Source organism: Erythrobacter aureus (assembly GCF_003355455.1).
In the GTDB taxonomy this organism is placed as follows: Bacteria; Pseudomonadota; Alphaproteobacteria; order Sphingomonadales; family Sphingomonadaceae; genus Qipengyuania; species Qipengyuania aurea.
In genome coordinates, this window is record NZ_CP031357.1 from 310,075 (window position 1) to 330,039 (window position 19,965).

At 63.9% G+C, this 19,965-nt stretch carries 17 protein-coding genes and 1 pseudogene; 14 read left to right on the top strand and 4 right to left on the bottom strand.

The window, feature by feature from the left end; genetic code table 11:
- Positions 1–13: 13 nt before the first annotated feature.
- Positions 14–1,723, top strand: a complete 1,710-nt coding sequence (locus tag DVR09_RS01490) for a sensor domain-containing diguanylate cyclase (RefSeq protein WP_234041509.1) — start codon at positions 14–16, stop codon at positions 1,721–1,723.
- A 35-nt stretch (positions 1,724–1,758) separates the two neighbouring features.
- Here the strand turns inward: DVR09_RS01490 and DVR09_RS01495 are convergent, their stop codons facing one another.
- On the bottom strand, positions 1,759–2,157 hold the full coding sequence (locus DVR09_RS01495; protein ID WP_115415363.1) for an acyl-CoA thioesterase: 399 nt from the start codon (positions 2,155–2,157) through the stop codon (positions 1,759–1,761).
- Positions 2,154–4,304, bottom strand: a complete 2,151-nt coding sequence (locus DVR09_RS01500; protein WP_115415364.1) for a S9 family peptidase — start codon at positions 4,302–4,304, stop codon at positions 2,154–2,156. The genes DVR09_RS01495 and DVR09_RS01500 overlap by 4 nt, the downstream gene beginning before the upstream one ends.
- Positions 4,305–4,445: 141 nt before the next feature.
- Between DVR09_RS01500 and DVR09_RS01505 the strand changes: the two genes are divergently transcribed.
- The 5 genes from DVR09_RS01505 (at position 4,446) to DVR09_RS01525 (ending at position 9,798) form a co-directional block, all read left to right on the top strand.
- The gene (locus DVR09_RS01505) at positions 4,446–6,248 is read left to right on the top strand and encodes an aminopeptidase P family protein (RefSeq protein WP_115415365.1); all 1,803 of its coding nucleotides are present in this window, start codon (positions 4,446–4,448) and stop codon (positions 6,246–6,248) included.
- Positions 6,249–6,314: 66 nt separating this feature from the next.
- On the top strand, positions 6,315–6,707 hold the full coding sequence (locus tag DVR09_RS01510; RefSeq protein ID WP_115415366.1) for a VOC family protein: 393 nt from the start codon (positions 6,315–6,317) through the stop codon (positions 6,705–6,707).
- Positions 6,708–6,915: 208 nt separating this feature from the next.
- The gene (locus DVR09_RS01515; protein ID WP_115415367.1) at positions 6,916–7,602 is read left to right on the top strand and encodes an EF-hand domain-containing protein; all 687 of its coding nucleotides are present in this window, start codon (positions 6,916–6,918) and stop codon (positions 7,600–7,602) included.
- Positions 7,603–7,651: 49 nt separating this feature from the next.
- Positions 7,652–8,389 (top strand): response regulator, encoded by a 738-nt coding sequence (locus DVR09_RS01520; protein WP_115415368.1) that lies wholly within the window; start codon positions 7,652–7,654, stop codon positions 8,387–8,389.
- The gene (locus DVR09_RS01525; protein ID WP_115415369.1) at positions 8,389–9,798 is read left to right on the top strand and encodes an ATP-binding protein; all 1,410 of its coding nucleotides are present in this window, start codon (positions 8,389–8,391) and stop codon (positions 9,796–9,798) included. The genes DVR09_RS01520 and DVR09_RS01525 overlap by 1 nt, the downstream gene beginning before the upstream one ends.
- On the opposite strand, the gene DVR09_RS01530 is transcribed toward DVR09_RS01525, so the two are convergent.
- Entirely contained in the window at positions 9,795–11,321 is a 1,527-nt protein-coding gene (locus DVR09_RS01530) for a helicase HerA-like domain-containing protein (RefSeq protein WP_115415370.1), read from the bottom strand. The two genes, DVR09_RS01525 and DVR09_RS01530, sit on opposite strands and share 4 nt — an antisense overlap.
- 109 nt (positions 11,322–11,430) lie before the next feature.
- On the opposite strand from DVR09_RS01530, the gene pabB reads away from it, so the two are divergent.
- The 5 genes from pabB (at position 11,431) to DVR09_RS01555 (ending at position 15,542) form a co-directional block, all read left to right on the top strand.
- Entirely contained in the window at positions 11,431–13,242 is a 1,812-nt protein-coding gene (gene pabB, locus DVR09_RS01535) for an aminodeoxychorismate synthase component I (RefSeq protein ID WP_115415371.1), read from the top strand.
- The gene (locus DVR09_RS01540; protein ID WP_115415372.1) at positions 13,239–13,895 is read left to right on the top strand and encodes an RluA family pseudouridine synthase; all 657 of its coding nucleotides are present in this window, start codon (positions 13,239–13,241) and stop codon (positions 13,893–13,895) included. Before pabB ends, DVR09_RS01540 begins: the two co-directional genes overlap by 4 nt.
- Complete coding sequence (gene arfB / locus DVR09_RS01545) at positions 13,888–14,292, top strand: alternative ribosome rescue aminoacyl-tRNA hydrolase ArfB (protein WP_115415373.1); 405 nt, start codon at positions 13,888–13,890, stop codon at positions 14,290–14,292. Before DVR09_RS01540 ends, arfB begins: the two co-directional genes overlap by 8 nt.
- 344 nt (positions 14,293–14,636) lie before the next feature.
- Positions 14,637–14,804 carry a 50S ribosomal protein L33 gene (rpmG, locus tag DVR09_RS01550; protein ID WP_067692617.1) on the top strand — a complete coding sequence of 56 codons (168 nt, stop codon included), beginning with the start codon at positions 14,637–14,639 and terminating at the stop codon, positions 14,802–14,804.
- Positions 14,805–14,879: 75 nt separating this feature from the next.
- Positions 14,880–15,542: a LolA family protein gene (locus DVR09_RS01555; protein ID WP_115415374.1), complete on the top strand. Its 663-nt coding sequence runs from the start codon at positions 14,880–14,882 to the stop codon at positions 15,540–15,542.
- 383 nt (positions 15,543–15,925) lie between these two features.
- Here DVR09_RS01555 and DVR09_RS01560 read toward each other — a convergent pair whose 3' ends face one another.
- On the bottom strand, positions 15,926–17,323 hold the full coding sequence (locus DVR09_RS01560) for an alkaline phosphatase (RefSeq protein ID WP_115415375.1): 1,398 nt from the start codon (positions 17,321–17,323) through the stop codon (positions 15,926–15,928).
- Between the two features lie 286 nt (positions 17,324–17,609).
- Here DVR09_RS01560 and xth point away from each other — a divergent pair, with 286 nt between their 5' ends.
- The 3 genes and pseudogenes from xth (at position 17,610) to DVR09_RS01575 (ending at position 19,963) form a co-directional block, all read left to right on the top strand.
- On the top strand, positions 17,610–18,401 hold the full coding sequence (gene xth / locus DVR09_RS01565) for an exodeoxyribonuclease III (RefSeq protein ID WP_115415376.1): 792 nt from the start codon (positions 17,610–17,612) through the stop codon (positions 18,399–18,401).
- Positions 18,398–19,466: pseudogene (gene ribA, locus DVR09_RS01570) on the top strand (GTP cyclohydrolase II). Before xth ends, ribA begins: the two are co-directional and overlap by 4 nt.
- Positions 19,463–19,963 (top strand): GNAT family N-acetyltransferase, encoded by a 501-nt coding sequence (locus tag DVR09_RS01575; protein WP_199798581.1) that lies wholly within the window; start codon positions 19,463–19,465, stop codon positions 19,961–19,963. Before ribA ends, DVR09_RS01575 begins: the two are co-directional and overlap by 4 nt.
- The last annotated feature ends 2 nt before the right edge of the window (positions 19,964–19,965 follow it).

The following is a 19,965-nucleotide window of genomic DNA, read 5'->3' on the forward strand; positions in this document are numbered from 1 at the left end:
CCGGCAGCTTTTCTTGGCCGCATTGTTCGCGGTAGCGGTTGGTTTGCCTGGCGTGGTGGTGGCGCAATCCGGTTTTGCGCCGGGATCGATCTGCCACATTTCCGGGCCGAAAACGATATCCTATGCCGATCTGGTCGACGATCCCGGAGGCTGGAACTGCAGCGATGACGATATGGATCTCGATGCCGAACGCCATATCATCCGCCTGGACTTGACCAATCGCCCTTCCGCGCAAGCAAACCCTCGCTACTTCGAATTCGAGCGGAACGCGTTCGAGACTCTTTCGATCTCCGCCATCGGGCGTGATGGCAGCGCGGTATCGCAAAGCCTGGCTCAAAGGGACTTGCAGCTCGGCATATCCAGCTCGCGTTCGATAGCGCAATTGCCTGAGTCTTCCACGCCGCTCGAAGCCGTCGTAGTGACGGTCGACGGCAGCGATTACCCTTACGCCTTTGTCGAGGCGTCGCTGAACGATCGGCCATCGGTCGTATTGGTGGCGGGGTGGGTGCATATATTCGCCGCGATGATCTGCGCGATACTGTTCGCGCCGATCATATTCGATCTCATCTACTATCGCGTCCTGCGCCAGCCTTTCCCGCTCTATCACGCCCTGTTCTGTCTCACCGCTGTGGCGCAGAGTGCGACCGCCTCCGGCTTGACGGCGCTCACCGGCCTCGTCTCGCTACAGACCGAGCTGATGATCGAATATCTCAGCATCGATTTCATGCTGCTGACGATCATCATGTTCGCAAACAGTTTTGTGAAGCCGGAATATATCGATCCAAAACATCGCACAATTCTGCGTATCGCTCTCGCTCTGGCCGCGCTTAATGTCGGATTGAGCACCCTGGATTTGCTTGAAGTGAGCAATCTTGTGTTCGAAATCGTCTATCTTTTGTTCGCCTTGATCGGTTTCGGATCCTATTTCTACGTTTTGGCGGTCGCGTGGCGACGCGGCAGCAACACTGCGAAATATCTCGTCCTAGGCCTCGCTCCCTTTGCCTCCTTCCTGCCCTTGCAGATTTTTTCCCTCCTTGTTTTCGGCTCTATGGTACTCGTTGAAAATGTGGTGCTTCACAGCTCTTTCCTGCTGATCGAGGTCATCGCCACCACAGTGGCAGTGGCCGATCGCTTCATGATCATCAGGCGCCAGCGCGATCAGGCAATGGACGAAGCCAGGGTGCTTGAGGCGCTGAGCGAGCGCGACCAGTTGACTGGCATGGCGAACAGGCGCGCGCTGTCGGCACGGTTCGAAACCATGGTTGCCGATGGGTTCGATACGATGGCCCTTATCGACATCGATTTCTTCAAGTCGATCAACGACATGCATGGTCACCCAGTCGGTGACGAAGTCCTGCGACGCGTTGCGTCGGTGTTGCGCGAAGGCGAGAACGAGAAGGATATTGCCGCGTTTCGCATCGGCGGGGAGGAATTCCTGCTGCTTCTGCGTGGAGATGATGCCGCAAGCAATGCCGAGGAGCGCCGCCGTGCAATCACCACACATCTCCTGTTGGAGATGGAAGAGCTCGACAATCCCGTAACCGCCAGCATGGGGCTGGTCGATTTCTCGGCCCTCGCGAATGAATCGGAAATCGACTTCTCCAGCCTCTATTCGCGCGCCGACAAGCTGCTTTACGATGCGAAATGCGCCGGCCGTGACCGAGTAGTGATGGAGCGCCTCTCATTATTCGTCCCCGAAGGCCCAACCGCCGTCACCGCCTGAGGGCTGGTCTCGGAGGCCGGGATTCTTTGAATCGGTCATCCCGATAGGAACCCGGCAAGCACTTCGGGCCGGACGCGCGCCAGCCGCCCCGTCGCCCGGTCGAGCATCGCCCAGGTGGTCGCCGCGCCGACTATGACCTTGCCCGCATCGTTGCGGAAATCGACGCGGCGCAGCGAGGTCGCGCCCCGCGCAGGCCCCTCGATCCAGGTCTCGCCGGTAACGCTTTCGCCTGCATCGATGTTGCCGCGATAATCGATCTCGTGACGCGTCACGACCCAGAAGAACGCCGCACGATCCTCGGGCCGGGCCACCGCATCCCAATGCGCGGTGGCCATGTCCTGAATCCACTGCACCCACACCGCATTGTTGACGTGGCCGAGCTCGTCGATGTGCTCGGCCCCGGCGGTGAAGGTCCTTTCGAACCTGGCCGTCACTCGGTCATGTCCATCTGCCACAGGATGAAGGCGACTTCCTCTGCGGTTTCGCGGATCGACTGAAACCGGCCTGACTTCCCGCCATGCCCGGCGCCCATATTGGTCTTCAGGAGCAACTCGTTATCGTCGGTCTTCAGCTCGCGCAGCTTGGCGACCCATTTTGCGGGCTCCCAATAGGTCACGCGCGGATCGTTGAGCCCAGCCGTCACCAGCATCGGCGGATAATCCTGCGCCACCACCTGATCGTAGGGGCTGTAGCTGAGGATATAGGCGAAGGCCTGCTTGCTTTCGATCGGATTGCCCCATTCGGGCCATTCGACCGGCGTCAGCGGCAGGTCCGCATCGAGCATGGTGTTGAGCACGTCGACGAAAGGCACATGCGCCACCACCGCGCCCCACAGATCGGGATCGGTATTGGCGACGACGCCCATCAGCTCGCCCCCGGCGGACCCGCCCGAAATGCTGATCCTGCCCTTTTCGGTATACCCCTTGGCCACCAGCCCCTTCGCCACATCGACGAAATCGTTGAAGGTGTTGGTCCGCTCGTTGAGCTTGCCCTGAAGGTACCACTTGCGGCCCAGATCGTCGCCGCCGCGGATATGCGCGATGGCATAGGCGAAACCGCGATCGATCAGGCTGAGGCGCGTGGTCGAAAAGCCCGGCGGCACGGCATAGCCATAAGCACCATAGGCATAGAGATGCAGCGGCCCGGTCTGCGGCCGGTCCTTGCGCATGACCACGCTGACCGGGATCATCGTCCCGTCGCGCGCCGCGATCTCGACCCGTTCGGTAGTATAGAGGTCTGCGTCGTAGCCGCTCGGGATTTCCTGCTGCTTGAGCAGTTCGAGCTCGCCGCTGGCGACATGGTAGTCATAAACCGAATCCGGGGTGACCATGCTCTCGTAGGAAATGCGCAGCTTGTCCTGATCGTATTCGGGATTGTTATCGAGCCCGGCGCTGAAGCTTGCCTCGGCAAAGGCGACCGGCTTGACCAGAGCTGGATCGGCATAGGAGCGTAGCTGGATCTGGTCGAGCCCGCGCAGGCGCCCTTCGGTGACGTAGAAGTCCTTGAACAGGTCGAAATCGGTCAGGTAGAATTCGTCCGATCCGGCGATCAGCGTGGTCCATTCGCCGGGCGTCTCGAGCGAGGCGGTGGCGAGCCGGAAATTGACGTGATCGTCGTTCGTGTGGACCCACAGCGTGCCGTCGCGCACATCGACATCGTATTCGACACCCTTGGTCCGCGGTTTCACCAGGATCGGCTCGGCAGTCGGATCGTCTGCGGGGACAAGGCGGACCTCGCTGGTTTCGTTGTCGCCGGTCGAAACGATCAGCCAGTCTTCCTGCGCGGAAAGGCCGCTGCCCACGCGAAAGCCCTCGTCCTGCGTCTCGCGATAGAGCTCGACATCCTCGCTCACCGGTGTGCCCAGCACATGCATGGTCGCATCGTGGACGCGCCAGTTGTCGTCGGCGGTGCCATAGACCAGCGCGGTGTCGTTCTTGACCCAGACCAGCCCCGAAAGCGTGCCGGGAATCTCGTCGGGCAGCAACTCGCCCGTCTGCAAATCCTTGATCCGCGCGGTGAAGCGTTCGGACCCGTTGGTGTCGGCCGAATAGGCAAGATAGCGCCCGTTCTGCGAGACCGAGAACGCGCCCAGGCGGAAGTATTCGACATCCTTGGCCAGCTCATTCTCGTCGAGGATCAGCACCGGATCGCCGCCTGCCACCGGCTTGCGGTAATATTTGCGATATTCGGCGCCCTCTTCGAATTCGGACCAGTAGAGCCAGTCGCCACGGCGCTGCGGCACGGTGGAATCGTCTTCCTTGATCCGCGCCTTCATCTCTCCGAACAATTCGTCGACCAGCGGCTGGTGCGGCTCCATCCGCGCTTCGAACCAGGCGTTTTCCGCCTTCAGATGCTCAAGTACGTCCTCGTCGTCGACTGTCGGATAGGACTGGTCTTTGAGCCAGTGATAGGGATCGGCAATGGTGATTCCGTGATGCGAATAGCTGTGGTCGCGTTTTTCGGCAGTCGGCGGCGAAGTCGGCTGTGTCACTTGGGTCCCTTCGGAAGTCTGGGCGTGGAGCGGCGCGCCAAGCGCCAGTGCTGCGGCAGATAGGAACGCGGCGTATCGGGTGAAAGGCATGATCGGTCCTCCCGGCGCGGCGCAAAGCTGGAAAGCGGCGCCGCGGATGACTATGACGGGGGAGTGATTATGCGGCCACGCCGTGGCCCGCAAGCGTCCAGTCGCGCAAGCTGCGACTGGCCTCGATGAAAGGATTCCGCCGTGTTGATGCAAACCTATGAAACCCGTCTCGACGGATTGCGCCGCGAACTCGCCAAGCGCGGGCTCGACGGCTTCGTGATCCCGATCTCCGACGAACATATGAGCGAATATGTCGGCGCCTATGCGCAGCGTCTCCACTGGCTGACCGGGTTCGGCGGCAGCGCGGGCAGCGCCGCGGTGCTCAAGGACAAAGCCGCGATGTTTACCGACGGCCGCTACACCGTGCAGGTGCGCGAACAGGTCGACGGCACGCTCTACGATTACGAGGACGTCCCCGCCACTTCACCCGCAAAGTGGATCGCCGAGCACGCACCCGAGGGTGCCAGGATCGGCTACGATGCCTGGCTCCATGGGATCGGCTGGGCCGAGGAAGCGCACAAGCTGTTCGCAAAAAAGGGCATCGAGCTGGTTCCCGTCGAGGGCAATCCGATCGATGCGATCTGGGACGACCGGCCAGAGGCCTCGCTCGTGCCAGCGGTGCCGCATGATGACGAGCACGCGGGCCGTTCGAGCGCGGACAAGCGCGCCGAGGTGGCCGACTGGCTCAAGGCCGAGGGCTACGATTCGACCGTCATCAGCGCGCTCGATTCGGTCGCCTGGCTGCTCAATATGCGTGGGAAGGACGTCGACAACACGCCGGTCGCGCTGTCCTATGTCCTCGCGCATGCGGACGGCACGGCGGAGCTGTTCATCGCGCCGGAGAAGGTCACGCCCGAACTGACCAAACATCTCGGCAATGCAGTGACGGTGCGCGACCGGGCGGACTTCGTGCCCTCGCTCGAAGCGCTCAAGGGCAAGACCGTGGCGGTCGATCCGAACCATGCGGTCGCGGGCATCTTTCACGCCCTCGCGGAAAGCGGCGCCACCGTCGTCCGCGCCGACGACCCCACCGTCCTGCCCAAGGCGATCAAGAACCCGGCCGAACAGCAGGGCCACCGCGACGCACAGGCCCGCGACGGGGCGGCGGTGTCGCGCTTCCTGCGCTGGATTTCGATTCATGCGCCCTCGGGTGAAATCGACGAGCTGACCGCGGCGGCCAAGTTGCGCGAATTCCGCGAGGCGGGCGGCGTGCTCAAGGATGCGAGCTTCGACACCATCAGCGCCGCCGGTCCGCATGCCGCGCTGCCGCATTACAAGGTCGACGAAGAGAGCAATATCCCGATCCCGCCTTCCTCGATCTACCTGTGCGATTCGGGCGGCCAGTATCTCGACGGCACCACCGATATCACCCGCACCGTCTGGGTCGGGCCGGGCGAGCCGAGCGCGGAAATGATCGAGCGCAACACCCGCGTCCTCAAGGGCCACATCCAGCTCGACATGCAGAAATTTCCCGACCGCACCAGCGGCGGCGCGCTCGATGCGCTCGCGCGGATGCATCTGTGGAATGGCGGGGTCGATTACGGCCATGGCACCGGCCACGGGGTCGGCAGCTATCTGTCGGTTCACGAAGGTCCGCAGCGCATCTCCAAGCCCGGCGGCGCCTTCCCCGGCACCGAGACGCCCTTGCGCGAAGGCATGATCCTGTCGAACGAGCCCGGCTATTACAAAGCGGGCGCCTATGGCATCCGGATCGAGAATCTGGTGCTGGTCGTGCCGGCCGGGATCGCAAGCGAAGGGGAGTATCTCGGCTTCGAGACGCTGACCTTCGTGCCACTCGATCGCCGCCTGGTCGACAAGGGCCTGCTTACGCCCGCCGAGATCGACTGGTGGAACGCGTATCACGCCAAGACCTTCGCCATCCTCTCTCCTCAGCTCGAAGGCGAGGATCTTGCATGGCTGAAAACGGAATGCGCACCCTTGTAGAAGGGCATTCGTTCCCGTAATGTTCCCCGCAAGCGGTCGCGAATCGCCACATCAAGGAGCATTGCCATGATCGGATACGTCACCTTCGGGACCAACGACCTAGAGCGCGCCGCCAAGTTCTACGATCCCATAGCCGCCGAAATGGGCGTTGGGCGAATGATGGAGTTCGACAGCTTCATCGCCTGGGGCCAAGCGGGCGGCGGCGCCGGGATCGCAGCGACCAAGCCTTTCGACGGCAAGGAAGCCAGCGTCGGTAATGGCACCATGGTCGCGCTGCAGGCCAAGGACCGCGACCAGGTCAAGCGGCTTTACGACATCGCGCTCGCCAATGGCGGCAGCGATGAAGGCGAACCGGGGCCGCGCGGGGAGCCGGACGAAAACGGCATGGTGTTCTATGCCGCCTATTTCCGCGATCCCGACGGCAACAAGCTCAACGCCTTCTTGATGGACAAGGCGTGATGGACAAGGTCTGAGCCGTCGCACGCCTTTCGCGGCGCTGAACGAACCGGGCTGAATGATGCAAAGCGTTACAATTCAGCCCAGGTTCGGGATAGAACTGCGACATTGCGGCCCTAGATACGGGGACACGAGCTGCGGCGGGCTTCTCAAGTCCCTCCCCCTCAGACCCCTGGTCCGTCGCAGCTCTCCAGACCTTTGGAGAATTGCAATGAACAAGACCGTCCTCACTCTTTCCGCCGCCGCGCTGGCGCTGACCGGTACGGCCGCGCTCGCCAATCATCACGGCAAGTCCAATCCCGATGCCAATGGCGACGGGGTCGTAACGCTCGACGAAATGCGTACCCACGGCAATCAGGCCTTCGCCAGGATGGACGCCAATGGCGACGGCGTGATCGATGCCGAAGACCGTCAGGCGCGCCGTGAGGCGATGTTCGCCCAAGCGGACGCCAATGGCGATGGCGAGCTTTCACAGGCCGAAATGAAGGCCATGCATCAGGCGCGCATGGAACGCCGAGACGAACGCCGTGCCAAGCGCATGGAGCGCCGGGAGGAACGGATGAGCACGCGTTTCGCGCGGATGGACGCCGACAATTCGGGCGGCCTCTCTCGGGACGAGCTGAAAGCGATGCAAGAGGCGCGCTCGGAACGCCGTGGCAAGCGTCAAGACATGCGGGGTGGCCGTGGCGGCCATGGCCCGCGCAAAATGATGCGCATGGCCGACACCGATGGCGATAAGACCATCACTCGCGGCGAATTCGACGCGGCCATCGCAGCGCGCTTTGCCAAGGCCGATGCCGATGGCGACGGCCAGATCACCAAGGCCGAACGCCAGGCCGCGCGCGAAGCCATGCGTGCCGAACGCAGAGCCAAGCGCGGCGATCGTCGCGGCCAGTAAGCGCTTGATCGCGCGCATCGCCCGGCGGTAGGCGCGGACAGGACAGACCATGACCGATCCCACGCCTATTGCCATCCTCCTCGTCGACGACGAACGCAGCCTTCGCGAACCCCTGGCGGAATATCTCGTCCGCCAGGGGTTCCAGGTACGCGAGGCGGAAAGCGCGGCAGCCGCGCGCACCGTGCTGGCGCAGAATGTGCCCGATATCGTCCTGCTCGACATCATGATGCCGGGGGAGGACGGTCTGTCGCTATGTCGCCATCTCGTCGAAACCCGCGGCCTTCCCACCATTCTTCTCACCGCCAAGGGCGAGGCCATGGACCGGATCGTCGGGCTCGAAATCGGCGCGGACGACTATGTCACCAAGCCGTTCGAGCCGCGCGAGCTGGTTGCGCGCATCCGTTCGGTCCTGCGCCGCGCCGAACGCGCCGCGCCAGCGCCCACGGATGAGCCGGTTTTTGTTTTCGAAGGCTGGCAGCTCGATCCGCTCAAGCGCCGCCTGACCGATCCCGACGGCGCGCTCGTGCCTCTTTCCACCGCCGAATTCCGGATGCTGCGCGCCTTTTGCGAGCATCCGCGCCAAGTGCTGGACCGCGACCGCCTGCTCGATCTGGTGCAGGGGCGCGAGGCTCATCTGTTCGACCGCGCGGTCGATAACCAAGTCAGCCGCCTGCGCCGCAAGATCGAGACCGACAGCCGCAATCCGCATTTCATCCAGACGGTACGCGGCGATGGCTACCGCTTCGCCGCCGATGTCGCGCGCCTCGAACGCGGCGCGCACGGCTGATGCGCCTGCTTCCGCGAAGCCTGCTGGGTCAGGTCATGCTGGCCATGGCGGCCGCACTGCTGATCGCCCAGGCGATTTCGGCAACCATGCTTTACCGCGCGGCCACCGAACGGCGCGAAATGGCTTTCATGCATGCCGCCGCCTTCCAACTGCTCAGCGGTCCGCGCCATCGGGATGCCCGCAAGGCCCGCATGATGCGCCCGCCGCATATGATGCCGTCACGCCGGGATGGGACGCCAAGGGTCCGCCTGCCGCGTAGCCTGCGTTACTCCGAAACCACCCGCGCTCCCTTGGCGGCAGATGCTCCCCGCGACCAACAGCGAGAAGCGGAATTGGCACGGCTACTGCGTTCGCAAGGCATTTCCGTCGGGGAAATCGCCATATCCGTGCAGCCCTTTCTGGACGACCCCGTCTTGCGCGAGGCGGCGCGTGACTTTCCCCGGATTCGGGCTCTGGTCGAAACTGTCCCGCACGAGGTGATGGTGGTCGCCTTGAAGCAGGAGGGCAGCGCGGTGTGGCAAGTCGCGCGCCTCCCCGTCCCGCCGCTCGATCGCGGCATCCCCCGCACGCTGGTGATGCAGACGCTGATTCTGTTCCTCGTGCTGGTCGGCCTGCTCTATTTCGTGCTGCGCCGGATCACCCGGCCGCTCGATGCTCTGGCCGAACGGACCCGGCGGTTCGGCAGCGTCGGCACGCCCGAAGAGCCACTGGAAGCGAGCGGACCCGACGATGTGAGACGGCTGATCGAGGCGCATAATGCGATGCAGGCGCGGATCGGCTCCATGCTCGATGAAAAGGATGTCATGCTCGGCGCGATCGGCCACGATCTCAAAACGCCGCTTGCGGCACTGCGCGTTAGGATCGAGAGCGTCGAGGACGAGGCCGCGCGTGACAAGATGGCCGCGACGATCGAGGATATCACCGAAACGCTCGACGAGATCCTTTCGCTGGCGCGTATCGGCCGTACCGACACCGAGCCCGAAATGACCGAACTCGGCGCACTCGCCGCATCGGTGGTCGAGGAATTCGAGGATATGGGCAGGCCGGTGACGCTGGAGGCGCAGGGACGCATCGCGGCGCCCGTGCACCTGACCTGGCTCAAGCGCGGGCTGCGCAATCTGGTCACCAATGCGCTGCGCTATGCCGGATCGGCGCACCTATCCATTCTTCGGGAAGACGGTCAGGCCGTGCTCCGGATAGATGATGACGGTCCCGGCATTCCGGAGGAACGGCTGGCGGAAATGCTCGAACCGTTCACACGCGGGGAAGCGAGCCGCAACCGCGAGACAGGTGGCGCGGGCCTGGGCCTCACGCTGGCGCGCGCGGTTGCCGAACAGCATGGCGGAACGCTCAGCCTCGCAAATCGCGCCGAAGGGGGCCTCCGCGCGGAAATCCGCATCCCGACCTAGCGCATCAGCCCACCGATGATATTGCGCACGAAGGCGGTCGCGCCGGTGCGCAGCGGGTCGGCGCGCGATTTCTTCCCCATCACCGTTGCCACGGCGATCGAGGTCAGCGATCCGGCCGCCGCCTTGGCTGCGGCCTTCCCCGCTTTCGTCCACATCGAGGTGTGCTTACGAGAGCGCTTGCGCACTTCGGCCTCGCCCTTCTCCTCGACCTCCTTCGCGGTCTCGGCGGCATCGACGGCCTTGGCGGCGAGCACTTCCTCCGCGCTCTCGCGATCCACCGCCTCATCGTATTTTCCGTCCAGATCGCTGACCGAGTTGACGATCTTGCGCTCCTTCTCGGTCACCGGGCCGAGGCGCGAATGCGGCGGCTTTATCAGCGTGCGCTGAACCACGGTGGGCGCGCCGTCCTCGTCAAGCGTCGAGACCAGCGCCTCGCCCACTCTCAATTCGGTAATCGCCTGTTCGACATCGAGATCGGGATTGATACGGAACGTTTCCGCTGCCGCCTTGATCGCGCGCTGATCGCGCGGGGTGAAGGCGCGCAGCGCATGTTGCACGCGATTACCGAGTTGCCCGGCGATCTTTTCCGGGATGTCGATCGGTTTCTGCGTGACGAAATAGACGCCCACCCCCTTCGAACGGATCAGCCGGACGACCTGCTCGACCTTGTCCTCCAGCGCCTCGGGCGCCTCGTCGAACAGCAAATGCGCCTCATCGAAGAAGAACACCAGCTTCGGCTTTTCCGGATCGCCGACTTCGGGCAGGCTTTCGAACAGTTCGGCGAGCAGCCACAGGAGGAAGGTGGCGTAGAGCTTGGGACTGCGCATCAGCCTGTCGGCAGCGAGGACGTTGATTACCCCGCGCCCCTGCCCGTCCAGCTTGAGGAAATCGTCGATCTCCAGCGCGGGCTCGCCGAAGAACATATCCGCGCCCTGGCTTTCGAAGCTCAAGAGCTGGCGCTGGATCGCCCCGACGCTGGGCTTGGAGACATTGCCATAGGTGCCAGACAGCTCCTTCGCATTGTCATAGGCATAGGCGAGCATCGCCTGCAGATCGCCCAGGTCGAGCAGCAGCAGGCCGTTCTCGTCCGCATGACGGAAGACGATGTTGAGTACGCCTTCCTGCGTGTCGTTGAGGTCGAGCAGCCGCGCCAGCAGCAAAGGCCCCATCTCAGAGATCGTGGTCCGGACCGGGAAGCCCTTTTCGCCATATAGGTCCCAGAAAACCGCCGCATTGTCGGCATAGGCATAGTCGTCCATGCCCAGCTCCTTGGCGCGCCCCTCCAGCTTGTCGGCATGTTTAAATTGTGGTGAACCGGCCATTGCGATGCCCGCAAGGTCGCCCTTCACATCGGCGACGAAAACCGGGACGCCTTGTGCGGAGAAACTTTCCGCGAGCCCCTGCAGCGTCACCGTCTTGCCCGTGCCGGTTGCCCCGGCGATCAATCCATGGCGATTGGCCTGACCGAGCCGCAGGTGCTGGCGCTCGCCATTGGCCCCCAGTCCGAGGAAAATTTCGCTCATCGGCAATCCGCTCCCGCTGCTCGCAAGTCGCAGGGGTGTGGCGCAGGCTTGTGGGCGCGGTCAAGCAATCCCTCGACAGGCGCTCGCCAAGCGGTAAAGGCTGGCACCGATGGCGGAACGGCATCCCTTTGTCCTGCTCGACGATGCGCGCGATAGCGGCGCGGCCGACGCCCTGCTGTTCGAGAACCCGCGCGATATCTTCGTCGCGCACCGTCCCGACGAAATCGAGACCGTGCTCGCCGCTGCCGAACAGGCTCGCCGTAAGGGCGGAGAACTGGCGGGATACATCGCTTACGAGGCCGGGCTGGCGCTGGAGGACAGATTGCGCCCGCTGACCGATGCCCGCAGCGGCGGTGCGGGGCCGCTCGTCTGGCTGGGCGTATTCGACACGCCGCAGCGGATTGCCGCAGAGGACATGCCCGACTGGCTGACGAAAAACGCGCCGGGCGGCGGCAGTGTCGGCCCGCTCGAGCCGCAGATTTCGCCAGGGGGATACGGGCAGGCTTTCGCGGCGCTGCAAGAGGCGATCCGCGCGGGCGATATCTACCAGGCCAATCTGACCTTTCCCCTCGCGGGCGGCTTCATCGGCGACCCGCTGGGCCTCTATGCGGCACTGCGCCCCACCGCGCAGGCGGGATATGGCGGGGCTGTCTTCGACGGATCGCATTGGCTGCTCAGCCTCAGCCCCGAACTGTTCGTGTCGCTGAAAGGGGGCGAGGCCAAGGCCAAGCCGATGAAGGGCACACGCCCACGCGGCCATGACGAGGCCTCGGATCGCGCGATGGCCGAAGAGCTTGCCGGATCGGTCAAGGACAAGGCCGAAAACCTGATGATCGTCGACCTGCTGCGCAACGATCTCTCCCGCGTCGCCGAACCCGGGAGCGTGCGGGTAGACGATCCTTTCGCGATCGAAAGCTACCCCACGGTCCACCAGATGGTCAGCGCGGTACGCGCGCGGCTGAAACCGGATGAAGGCGCGATCGATCTGGTACGCGCACTGTTCCCCTGCGGATCGATCACCGGCGCGCCCAAGATCCGCGCGATGGAGCTGATCGATGCGGTCGAGCGCGATCCGCGCGGTCCCTATTGCGGCGCGATCGGGCGGATCGGCAAGGATGGCGATGCGGCATTCAATGTCGCGATTCGAACGCTGCGCCTGACCGAAGTCGAAAACGGGCGAGGCAAGGCGGTACTCGGGGTGGGCGGAGCGATCGTCGCCGACAGCGAACCAACGTCCGAATGGCGTGAAGCGCTGCTCAAGGGGGCCTTTGTCCGGACCTCTTCGCCCCATCATCGCGCGGCGCAATTCGACCTGATAGAAACGATGCGCTTTTCGCCGGAAGCGGGCATCACGCATCTCGAAAACCATCTCCTGCGAATAAAGACGAGCACGAGTGAGCTGGGCTTCACCTTCGATCGGCACGAGGCGCGCAACCAGCTTCATGCGCTGTGTTTCGTGCTCGACAAGCCCAGCCGGGTACGCCTGCTCGCCTCCCGTTCCGGCGAAATCGCGCTCGAGGCACGGGATATACCCGAAGCCTGGCCGGAACCTGCCCGCTGCATCGTTCTGCCGCTCCCCGTCGATCCGGGCGACTGGCGGCTGCGCCACAAGACCACCGATCGCGGCTTTTACGAGGACGCACAGCGCATCGCCCGGCAGCATGACGCGCACGAAGCGCTGTTCGTGCGCGAGGACGGCTTGCTCACCGAAGGCTGCGTCACCAATATCTTCGTGCGCGGCGAAGACGGCGTATTGCTGACCCCGCCTGCCAGCCTCGGATTGCTGCCCGGCGTGTTCCGCCGGTCCCTTCTTGACGAAGGCAAGGCGCGCGAAGCCGAATTGCGCATCGAAGACTTGGAAAACGGCTTCTTGCTCGGCAATGCGCTGCGCCTGATGATGGACGCGAAACTCAAGACATGACCCAGATCCCGATCCTGTTCGAAGACGGCGAAGCGCTGGTGATCGACAAGCCAGCGGGCCTGCCGATCGAACGCCCGCGCCGCGGCGGCCCCGCTCTCGAAGACCATTTCGAGGAGCTGAAGCTGGGTTTCCAGCGCGCGCCCGTGCCCGTCCACCGGATCGACACCGATACCAGCGGCTGCCTGCTGCTGGCGCGCAATCCCAAGGCGCTCAAGCGCTTTGCGAAGAGCTTCGAGGACCGTCTGGTCGAAAAGCGCTATCTCGGCGTGCTGGCTGGCGTGCCCGAAGAGGCCGAGGGCAAGATCGAACTGTCGCTGTCGAAGATCAGCAGCGCCGAAAAGGGCTGGCGGATGATCGCGGCGAAGAAGGGCAAGCCTTCGATCACCCATTGGCGCGTGATTGCCGAAATCCGAGGCAAGGCGCTGCTCGAATTCCGCCCCGAGACCGGTCGCACGCATCAGATCCGCGTGCATTGTCAGGCAGGGCTAGGCATGCCGCTGCTTGGCGATCCGGTCTATGGGAGCGGAAAGGGCGCGCCGCGCACCATGCTGCACGCCGCCGCGCTTTCCGTCCCGCGCGAAGGCAAGGCGCCCATCGAAGCCACTGCCCCCATGCCGCAGGATTTCACCGCTCTCGGCTTCGGTGATGGGTAGAATAGCCGACAAGGCTCTCGAAATCGCGGAGGAGAAGTTCATCGCCTCCTCCGGCCCCGGCGGGCAAAACGTCAACAAGGTCGCCACGGCTGTCCAGCTCCGCGTCGACGTCTTCCAGCTCGGCATGCCGCCGGAAGCATTCGAGCGGCTGAAGGAAATTGCGGGCAGCAAGCTGACCAAGGGCGGCGAGATCGTGCTGACCGCGAACGAATACCGCACGCAGGACCAGAATCGCGAGGCAGCACGCGAACGATTGCTTGCCTTGCTGGGCGAAGCGCTGACCCCGCCGAAAAAACGCAAGAAGAGCCGCGTGAACCGCGTCGGCAAGGTCAAGCGGTTGAAAGCCAAGAAGGTGCGCGGCGAGGTCAAGGCGAAGCGCGGTAAGGTGGACTGGTAGAACGTATCTCGACTACGGCATGGGCCTCCGCTCGATATGAACGGGGCAACGGAAAACCAGCCCGTTCGTATCGAGCGAAGTCGAGACACCTGCCTGCTCCGCGGCGCTTGACTTTTCCCCGTGAATCACACAAAGGGCGCGCCGGACGGCGGTGCAGCCGTTCTTTTCGTTTCTGGGAAACGATTTCGGCACCAGCCCACTCCCCCTCCCGGCCACCCACTAGGGTATGCTGATGGGTGGCCGGGAGGGGAGTGGGGCGGAACCGGTCTGACCAAGCGCAAGGAACACGCCGCCCTTATTTTTTCGGCCCGAGGGCCATCCAGAAAGATCTTTAGGAACACGCCATGGCGAAGCCCGCAACCGTCAAGATCAAGCTCGTCTCGACCGCAGACACGGGCTTCTACTACGTGACCAAGAAGAATCCGCGTAACCACACGGAAAAGTTCACCTTCCGCAAGTACGATCCCGTCGTGCGCAAGCATGTCGAGTTCAAGGAAGCCAAGATCAAGTAATGCTCTGCCAGGCTGAACCGCGGGAACGAGCCGGGTTCAGTGATGGTTCAATGCTCCGACCCTAATCGCAGGAGCATGAGCACCTTGTCTTCGAAATCGAACAAACCGATCCGCGCCGCGCTGGCTTTATCGCTGGCTGCGGCGCTTCCCGTTTCCGCCATCCTCGCGCCCGCCCCGGTGGTCGCCGCCGAGGGCGACCTCGACCGGGCAGTCGCCGCGCTGCGCGGCATCTCCACGATGAAGGCGGATTTCGTCCAGACCGACCGCAGCGGGCAGACCGTGCGCGGCGTGATGACGCTGAAACGCCCCGGCAAGATCCGTTTCCAGTACGAGAAGGGCGTGCCGATGCTCGTCGTCTCGAACGGCAAGTCGATGTATATGGTCGACTACGAGGTCAATCAGGTCCAGCGCTGGCCGATCAAGAATTCGCCATTGGGCGCGCTGCTCGATCCCAGCCGCGACGTGAAGCGATACGGCAAGCTGGTTCCCACCAACCACCCCGACGTCGTCAGCGTGGAAGTGCGCGATACCAAGCGCCCCGAATTCGGGGTCATAACCCTGATTTTCGCGCGCGACGCTTCGGCCCCCGGCGGTCTGCGCCTGACCCATTGGGTGGCGCTCGATTCGCAGAATCACCGGACCACGGTAAGGCTGGCGAACCAGCGCTATGGCGTGGCCGTGGCCGACAGCGCCTTTACGTTTCGCGATCCGCGGCGATCGTCCCGTCGCCCGGGATGAACGCCTTGGCGGTGAGCGGTGCGCCCTACGGGATATCCCGCTTCGGACCGTTCATTGAACAGCAATCGCCCCGGGCATAATCTCCAAATCACGAGACGACACGAGGTGGGTTTCCCCCCTGTTGACCCCCTCGACCTGGTTCATCTCGTTCCAAGCGTGACGAACGCTCACAGGAAACCCCCGTGCCAATGCCCCCGGCACGGGGGTTTTTTGTGTCTTTGTTCGGATGCGCCTTCGACCTCCGTCGAAGGCTTGGGGCGGCACCTGCCCACTCCCCACCCGGCCACCCATAGAATACCGTGCCGTGGGTGGCCGGGTGGGGGAGTGGGCAGGTGCCGCAAGGGAAGCGCGGATGCGCTTCCCGCACGCAACAAGGACTCCGCTTACTCTTCCCAGCCGAACGCTTTCCTGATCACATTATAGATCAGGTTCTGTTCCATCACCCCGCGCACATTCTCGGCGCCGGGTCCCTGGGCATAGAGCGCCACATCCTCGCCTGCGTGAGTTTCGGATTTGGTGGGGATCGCAGCTTGCTGGCGGGCCTTCACACCGGTTTCAGGCATCGGTCGCTCGCCTTCGAAAGCGCCCATGCCGTTGGCATAGCCGAGCGTCGTGTAGGGCTTTCCATCCTCGGCCAGCGAGGGACCTTCATCGCGCGGGTTCGACACGAGGCCGAGGATCGGATTGCCGCGCTTGGGATAGCCCGCGATCGTGAACACGTGGCTGTGGTCGGCAGTCACCATGATGAGCGTCTCTTCGGGGTCGGTGTTGTCGATCGCCCATTTGATCGCGCGCGCGAATTCGACCGCTTCCTCCAAAGCATAGCCCGCCTTGCCTTCATGATGGCCGTGGTCGATGCGCCCGCTTTCGACCATCAGGTAGTAGCCTTGCGGATCGCTCGACAGGCGCTGGATAGCCGTGGCGGTCATCGAAGTGAGCGTGGGTTCGGTGCTGTCGACCTCGCGATCGACCATGTAGGTCATATGGCTGAGGGAAAAGAGGCCGAGCAGCGGTTTGTCGTCCGGCGCCGCAGCCATGTCCTGAAGTGTTGTCGCGTAGGTACCGCCGGTGGCAACCTCCCAATCGCTCGGAAGGTCGGCGGCATCGTCCAGCCTGCGCCCGCCCTTGTCCTTGCCGTAAAAGGCAACGCTGCCGCCGCCGAGCGCCACATCGAAAGGCGCCTCGACCAACTGCTGTGCGATATCGACGCAGCCTTGTCCGCGCTGGTCTTCGGGGATCCAGGTGTCGGCCTCCCAGTCGCGGGTCACGCTGCGCGCATAGACCGATGCAGGCGTCGCGTGTGTAAGCCGCGCGGTGCTGACGATGCCGAGCGCAAGCCCCCTCGCCTTGACCTCTTCACCAAGCATGGGCGCCGCGTGTCCCATCCCCGAAGCGCAATCGCCCTCCGTAACGCCGGGTCCGTAGCCGAGCACGCCGATGTCGGTTTTCACACCTGTATGCATCGCGCTGGCCGTGCCCGCGCTGTCGGGAACCTGCGCGTCGATATTGTAAGTCTTGACCAAAGCCACATTATCGAAGGTCTCGAACGGCAGGACATATTCCTCACCGGTCTGGCCGAGCTTCTGACCGGCATAGATGCGCGCGGCGGTGACGGTGGAAATGCCCATGCCGTCGCCGATGAAGAGAATCACGTTCTTGGCCCGCTTTTCCCCCGGGGCCGCAGCGGACGCGGCTTGCGGCGCTTCCTGCGCGACGGTTGCGGTACACCCTCCGAGCACGAGCGCGGCTGCGGTGGCAAGGAAAAGCGGACGAATGGTCATCTCAAAACTCCGTGATCTTGAACGCGCGCCCTATATCACCGCTTGGCATGACGAAAGCGCGACGGTCTCTAGTGGCGTGCGTGAAGCGCATCCGCGCTTCACGTGGCTGTTCCGTCCCGCTCCCCCGCCCGGCCACCCATGGCACGATACTGGTTGGGTGGCCGGGCGGGGGAGTGGGCCGGTGACGCAAGCCTTCGACGGATGCGAAGGCGCACCAAGCTAAAGACTCCCGCGTGACCGATCCCCGACGCTTGCGGCAACGGTGGGCCTCGCCTAACCCGCCATCATGGTTTCTATCGCTACCTGGAATATCAATTCCGTCCGCCTGCGCATGCCGATCGTCGAACGCTTCATCAAGGAGCAGTCGCCCGACGTGCTGTGCCTGCAGGAGATCAAGTGCCAGGAGCACCAGTTTCCCTACGAAGCGTTTCGCTCGCTGGGTTACGAACATTTCGCCGTGCACGGGCAGAAGGGCTATCACGGCGTGGCGACAGTGGCGAAAACACCGCTGCGGGAATTCTCGCGCCATGACTGGCAGGACAATGGCGAGGCACGCCATGTCGGCGTCGAGCTGACCGAGCACCAAGGGATGATCGTCGAGAATGTTTATGTGCCCGCCGGCGGCGACGAACCCGATCGCGAGGTCAATCTCAAATTTGGGCAGAAGCTCGACTTCCTCGAGCGCATGACCCGCTGGGCCGATGCGATCGACCGCCCCACGCTGATCGTCGGCGATTTCAACATCGCTCCGCTCGAAAGCGACGTGTGGAACCACAAGCAGCTCCTCAAGGTCGTCAGCCATACGCCAATCGAGGTCGAGAGCCTCCAACGCTTCATGGATGCGCATGGCTGGGCCGATATCGGACGCGAGCACATCAAGGCACCGGAGCGCTATTATAGCTGGTGGAGCTATCGCGCGAAGGATTGGAAAGCCAACGATCGCGGGCGCCGGCTCGACCATATGTGGGCGAGCGAGGACCTGGCGAAGCAGGCGCTGCGCCATTCGGTCCATGAATATGCACGGGACTGGGAAAAGCCATCGGACCATGTGCCCCTGGTGACGGAGTTCGCGCTCTGAGCGAGTTCGCCTCCCCTCCAAGCCCCTCCCGCCGCGCCGCGCAGGCAGTCGATGCGCTGCGTCATGGGTGGCCGCTCGCCATTGAAGGCGCGCCCCTGTTGCAACCGGTCGAGACGGCGTTCGGAGAGGTGTCGGGAGAGGCGATGCTCATTTCCGCCACGCGAGCGGCAACACTCAAGCTTATCAACCAGATCGAGGCCGCCGCGCCGCGCCAGCCGGTGCTGATGCGTGCCGCCGACCCCTTCGACCTGTCTGCGGCCTTCGCCGTGGCCGACCCCGCGCTCGACATGGCCAACCCGCTCAAGGGGCCGTTCAAGGCATTGCATCTCGACTGGGAGGACCAGGCGCGTGCCGCGCTCGAACTGGCGCGGATGGCCGGGGTGCTGCCCGCATTTCTCGTCGACCCACAAGGAGCGGCGGAAGCCGTCCCCCTCAGCGCGACCGACGTCGCTGCCTTTGCCGATGCCCGGCGCCTGCAGATCGCCTCACGCGCGCGGCTGCCGGTGGCGGCGGCCGAGGATGCGCGGATCGTTGCCTTCCGCAGCCCCGACGACACGCGCGAACATGTCGCGCTGATCATCGGCGAACAGACCGCCGACCGCGCGCCGCTGGTGCGCCTGCATTCCGAATGCCTTACCGGCGACATCCTCGGCAGCCTCAAATGCGATTGCGGGCCGCAGCTCGACGCCGCGCTGCACGCGATGTCGCACGAAGCGGAGAAGGGCGGCTGGGGCGTGCTGCTCTACATGCGGCAGGAAGGGCGCGGGATCGGCCTCGTCAACAAATTGCGCGCCTATCGCCTGCAGGATCAGGGTTTCGACACGGTGGATGCCAACACACGCCTGGGCCTGCCCGATGAGGCACGCGACTTCCCCACCGCGGCGCGGATGCTGGAGCTGCTCGGGTAAAGGCTATCCGGCTGATGACCAACAATCCGCGAAGGTAGAGGCGCTGGAAGCCGAGGGGGTGACAATCCGCGAGCGCGTGCCCCATGCGCTGCCGGACAATCCGCACAACACCCGCTACCTGGCCACCAAGCGTGACCGATCGGGGCACCTGCTGTGACGGCCATCGCGATCCGTCCCGAGGAACCGCGCGACCATGCGGCGATAGGCGTGGTCACGCAGGCGGCTTTCGCAGATGCGCCGCATAGCGACGGCAGCGAAGTGCGTATCATCGAACGGCTGAGAGCGGATGGCGATCTCGCGCTTTCGCTCGTCGCCGAGGACTGCGATCGTATCGTCGGGCATGTAGCCATTTCGCCGGTGGAGATATCCGATGGCTCCGTCGGCTGGTATGGGCTCGGCCCGATTGCCGTTCTGCCATCACTGCAACGCCAGAAAATCGGTTCGCGGTTGATGCAACGCGCGATCGCCGACATGCGGATGCAGGGCGCGCGGGGCCTCGTACTGCTAGGCGATCCCGTCTATTACGCGCGCTTCGGTTTCGAACACGATCCCGCCCTGCGATATCCCGGGCCTCCCCCCGAATACTTCCAGCGGCTTGTGGTGGCCGGCGATGCACCGAGCGGGGATGTGCGCTACGCGCGCGCCTTCGGCTGAAC